We start from the raw sequence: 4,726 nt of genomic DNA, 5'->3' as shown, positions 1-4,726 counted from the left end.
CCGGCTCGATCCCGGCGCGTTCGGCGCCGGAACGCTCGCCCGCGCGCTGTTCGATGGCCTGCCCGAGGACGCGGCGCCGGACGTCGTGGTGACCGCGCTTGGCCGCTCGGAGTTCGCCGGCGCGCTGCTGCGCCGGGCCGGCGCCTTCGCGATCCACATCGGCGCGCCGATCCACCTGCCCGCGGAGGCGTTCGATCTGCTGGTCCTCACCGAGGACGAGGCCGTCCGGACGAACGTCGCGCAGGCGCGCACGCCGATCGCGCCGACCCCGATCCTGCGCGCCGACATGGGCCCGCTCGCGGACGACCCGGTCTGGTGCGCGCTGATCGGCGGCGACACCGAGGGCTACGCCTACGCGGCGGACGACTGGGACCGGCTCGCCCATGGGCTCGACCGGCTCGCGCGCGGCGCTCCTGCCCGCCTGCGGCTCACCACGTCGCGCCGCACGGGCGCTGAAGGCGAAGCGCGGCTGAAGGCCGTGCTCGCGCCCTCGCCGGCCCTCGTCGAGGCCGTGTGGCACGGCGAGGCGCCGCGCCCGGTCGTCGGCGCGTTTCTCAAACCCTCGAGGGCCGCGTTCTGCACCGAGGACAGCCGCTCCATGATCGCCGTCGCCATCGCCGCCGGCCGCCCGGTCTACGCCCTGCGCCCGGAGCGGACCGCGCCCGAGCCCCGCCACGCCGCCTATCTCGCCCGCCAGGAGGCGGCGCGCCGGCTCAGGCGCGTCGCTCTCGGCGAACTCGACGGGATCGATGTGGAGCGGGATGTTCAAGACTGGTTTCGCCCTCTGGAGGCCTGCTGGTCCGAAACGCTGATCGAGACCCTGTTCGCGCACCCGGCGTTCCAGGTCCGGCTGCCGGCCGCGGACTGAGACGTCCGCGCTTCCCGCGTCAGTACACGCGGGCCTTGGGCTCGATGTACTGGATGTCGTTGGTCAGCGTGTAGGTGTGCACCGGCCGGTAATCGATCGTGACCGTCCGCGCCTCCGTGTCCGCCCAGGACAGGGTGTGCTTCATCCACTGCTTGTCGTCCCGGTCGGGGAAGTCCTCGCGGGCGTGAGCGCCACGGCTTTCCTGACGGTTGACCGCGCTGTCCATGGTGACGACCGCCTGGGCGATCAGGTTGTCGAACTCCAGCGTCTCGATCAGGTCGGAGTTCCACACCAGCGACCGGTCGGTGACGCGCACGTCCTCGGCGCCGCTCCACACCTGATGGATCAGGCCCTTGCCCTCCTCCAGCACCTCGCCGGTGCGGAACACGGCGCAGTTCGACTGCATGACCTTCTGCATCGAGAGCCGAAGCTCCGCCGTGGGCGTGCCGCCGGAGGCGTTGCGGGCGCGGTCGAGCCGCGCCACCGCCAGATCGGACGCGCCCTTCGGCAGCTCGCGATGGGGCGCGTTGGGCTCCATGGTCTCGGCGCAGCGCACCGCCGCGGCGCGGCCGAACACCACCAGATCGATCAGCGAGTTGGAGCCGAGCCGGTTCGCGCCGTGGACCGAGACGCAGGCCGCCTCGCCCAGCGCCATCAGGCCGCGCACGACAGTGTCCGGATCGCCGTTCGCCTTGGTCAGCACCTCGCCGTGGAAGTTCGTGGGGATGCCGCCCATGTTGTAATGCACGGTCGGCAGCACCGGGATCGGCTCCCGCGTCACGTCCACGCCCGCGAACACCTTGGCGCTTTCCGAGATGCCCGGCAGGCGCTCGTGCAGGATCTTCGGGTCGAGATGGTCGAGGTGGAGGAAGATGTGGTCCTTGTTGCGGCCCACGCCCCGGCCCTCGCGGATCTCCACCGTCATGGAGCGGGAGACCACGTCGCGGGAGGCGAGGTCCTTCGCGGAGGGCGCGTAGCGCTCCATGAAGCGTTCGCCCTCGGAGTTGGTCAGGTAGCCGCCCTCGCCGCGGGCGCCCTCGGTGATCAGACAGCCCGCGCCATAGATGCCGGTCGGATGGAACTGCACGAACTCCATGTCCTGCAGCGGCAGGCCGGCGCGCAGCACCATGGCGTTGCCGTCGCCGGTGCAGGTGTGGGCGGAGGTGGCGGAGAAGTAGGCCCGGCCGTAGCCGCCGGTGGCGAGGATGGTCTTGTGGGCGCGGAAGCGGTGCAGCGTGCCGTCATCCATCTTCAGCGCGACCACGCCGACGCAGGCGCCGTCCTCGTCCATCATCAGGTCGATGGCGAAGTACTCGATGAAGAACTCGGCCTTGGCCTTCAGCGCCGCGCCGTAGAGCGTGTGCAGGATGGCGTGGCCGGTGCGGTCGGCGGCGGCGCAGGTGCGCTGGGCGGTGCCCTTGCCGTAATGGGTGGTCATGCCGCCGAAGGGGCGCTGGTAGATCTTGCCCTCCTCCGTGCGGGAGAACGGCACGCCCCAGTGCTCGAGCTCGTAGACCGCGGCCGGGGCGTTGCGCACCAGATACTCGATCGCGTCCTGGTCGCCGAGCCAGTCGGAGCCCTTGACGGTGTCGTACATGTGGAAGCGCCAGTCGTCCTCGCCCATGTTGCCGAGCGAGGCGGAGATGCCGCCCTGGGCCGCGACCGTGTGGCTGCGGGTGGGGAACACCTTGGTGACGCAGGCGGTCTTGAGCCCCGCCTCCGAGCAGCCCACCACGGCCCGCAGGCCGGCGCCGCCCGCGCCCACCACCACCACGTCGAAGGTGTGGTCGGTGAAGGGATAGGCGCGGCCGTTCACGCCCGGCGCGGCTCCGTTGGACTTGGCGCCCTCGGCCATGGCGTTCAGACTCCGAAACTGATCTTGAGAAGGGCGAACACCGCCGACAGGCCGATCACGATCGCGAAGAAGGTGTTCAGCATCAGCGCGGCGATCTTGAACGCCTCGTGATGGACGTAGTCCTCGATGATCACCTGCATGCCGAGGCGCATGTGGATCGTCGCCGCCAGCACGAACAGCAGCATCACGATGGTCACCACCGGATGGGCGAGCGTCGCGGTGACGGAGGCGTGGCTCTCGCCCGCAAGCGAGATCAGCAGGCCGACGAAGAAGATCGACAGCGCCAGATTGGCCACCGCCGTCAGGCGCTGGAGCCAGAAATGGCCGGTGCCGGAGCGGGCGGCCCCGAGGCCGCGCACCTGTCCGAGAGGGGTACGCATCGCCGTCTCCCTCAGCCGCCGGCGCCGAGCGTGGCGTAGGCCACGATCCACACCAGGATGGTGAGGACGATCGAGCCGACGAGCCCCGCCTTGATCAGCTTCTCCCGGCTGTCGTGATCGAAGCCGTAGCCGAGGTCCCAGATGAAGTGCCGGACGCCGCCGAGCGCATGGTGGATCAGCGCCCACGTGTAGCCGAACAGCACGAGCTGGCCGAGGATGGAGCCGTAGACCGCTTGTGCGGTTGCGAAGGCGGACGGGCCGGACGCCGCCGCGATCAGCCAGATCACGAGCAGGACGGTGCCGAAATAAAGCGCCGCCCCGGTGATGCGATGCACGATCGACATCATCATCGACAGCATCGGCCTATAGATCTGCAGATGCGGAGAGAGCGGCCGGGCCGGGCCAGCGTTCGGTGGCGCCATCGGTTTTCTGGACCTCTTCGAATGTCGCCATGCTGGGTTAGCGGACGCTGCGCTGCAGCGCAACGTCGCACCCCGCATCCGTGGCCTGACTTTCGTCATAACGCTCACGGCGGGGGTTTCGAGCCGGCCGGGCGCCCGCCTGCGGCAGGGCGTCGCGGGCGGTTCTGGCGCATATCCTGCTTGGTTTGGGAATGCAGCGCCCGTTTTAGTCACGAAGCAGTGAAGGGTACGCTAACGCACGCCACCATCGCGTGATCAAAAACTTACTTTGAGCTTGGTTCCGCGTCAAATCGTCGCTACGGATTTTCCCCGGCTGTCCCGCAGCGGGAATAAGGGCGCATTGTAATCGCAGGCTCATTGCGCCGCTCCGCGCTGCGCGACCAACTGAAAGCGCTCGTCCATCATGACGGTCACCCACCTCGCCTCGGTCGCCCGAAAGCGCGCTCCGCGCCTCGCCGGCGACGCCCGCCGCGCCCAAATCGTGACCGCGGCGTGCTCCTTCTTCGCCGACAATGGCTTCAGCGGGCCGACCCGCGATCTCGCCGCCTCCATCGGCGTGACGCAGGCGCTGCTCTACCGCTATTTCGAAAGCAAGACCGACCTGATCGAGGCCGTGTTCGTCGAGGCGTTCCGCAGCCACTGGAGCGAAGGCGCGCTGGAGGCGTTCGCCGCCTCCGCCGGCGAGCCCATGGTCGACCGGGTGTCGCAGGTCTACGCCGGCATGATCGGCCGCATGACCGCGACCACGACCCGGCTGCTGTTCCGCGCCGGGCTCGACTCCTACGCCGAGCCGGTGGAGCGCAACCTCGCCCGCAGCTGGCCGGTGTGGACCGCCCTGCTCGACCAGTGGCGCGCGGAGGAAGGCGTGCCCCCGCTGTCCGAGCGGCCGCTGCTTGAAGGCGAGCGCACGCTCATGCACGCCTTCCACAACGCCATGCTGACCATCCGGGTGCGCGCCTTCGTGTTCGGCTTCGCGCCGACCCTCGACGACGCCGAGGAGATCCGGCAGGTGGCCGAAACCCATGACGCCGGCGTCCGTTCGGTGCTGCGCATCCTGCATTCCGGCGCGGTGACCACCCCCCGCGCCCTGCCGGCGATCGACGGCTCGCTCGTCGCCGCCTGACGGCCGTTCGCCCGACGGACGGTCGGCGTCGGCGGGGCCGTCAGGCCTCGCGGCGCGCCGGCTGCGCTTCGACGCCCG

The 4,726-nt window shown here is 70.0% G+C and carries 5 protein-coding genes; 2 read left to right on the top strand and 3 right to left on the bottom strand.

The annotated features are described in order from the left end of the window. A partial coding sequence (locus ACFQ4O_RS15355; protein WP_378776874.1) for an ELM1/GtrOC1 family putative glycosyltransferase occupies positions 1–868 on the top strand: 868 nt, incomplete at its 5' end. A gap of 19 nt (positions 869–887) precedes the next feature. Here ACFQ4O_RS15355 and sdhA read toward each other — a convergent pair. Genes sdhA through sdhC form a run of 3 tightly spaced genes read right to left on the bottom strand, consistent with a single transcriptional unit; the run spans position 888 to position 3,525 of the window. After that, positions 888–2,723 carry a succinate dehydrogenase flavoprotein subunit gene (gene sdhA, locus ACFQ4O_RS15350; RefSeq protein WP_378776872.1) on the bottom strand — a complete coding sequence of 612 codons (1,836 nt, stop codon included), beginning with the start codon at positions 2,721–2,723 and terminating at the stop codon, positions 888–890. A 5-nt stretch (positions 2,724–2,728) separates the two neighbouring features. Beyond that, a complete protein-coding gene (gene sdhD / locus ACFQ4O_RS15345; RefSeq protein ID WP_378776870.1) occupies positions 2,729–3,103 on the bottom strand; it encodes a succinate dehydrogenase, hydrophobic membrane anchor protein in 375 nt (124 codons plus the stop codon). 11 nt (positions 3,104–3,114) lie between these two features. After that, positions 3,115–3,525, bottom strand: a complete 411-nt coding sequence (gene sdhC, locus ACFQ4O_RS15340) for a succinate dehydrogenase, cytochrome b556 subunit (protein ID WP_378776868.1) — start codon at positions 3,523–3,525, stop codon at positions 3,115–3,117. Positions 3,526–3,928: 403 nt separating this feature from the next. On the opposite strand from sdhC, the gene ACFQ4O_RS15335 reads away from it, so the two are divergent. Then, complete coding sequence (locus ACFQ4O_RS15335) at positions 3,929–4,648, top strand: TetR/AcrR family transcriptional regulator (RefSeq protein WP_378776866.1); 720 nt, start codon at positions 3,929–3,931, stop codon at positions 4,646–4,648. Positions 4,649–4,726: the final 78 nt, after the last annotated feature.

The sequence above is a fragment of the Methylopila musalis genome (assembly GCF_042679725.1).
In the GTDB taxonomy this organism is placed as follows: Bacteria; Pseudomonadota; Alphaproteobacteria; order Rhizobiales; family Methylopilaceae; genus Methylopila; species Methylopila musalis.
Note: the sequence above shows the minus strand (reverse complement) of the source record. Positions and strands in the feature narration are given on the sequence as shown.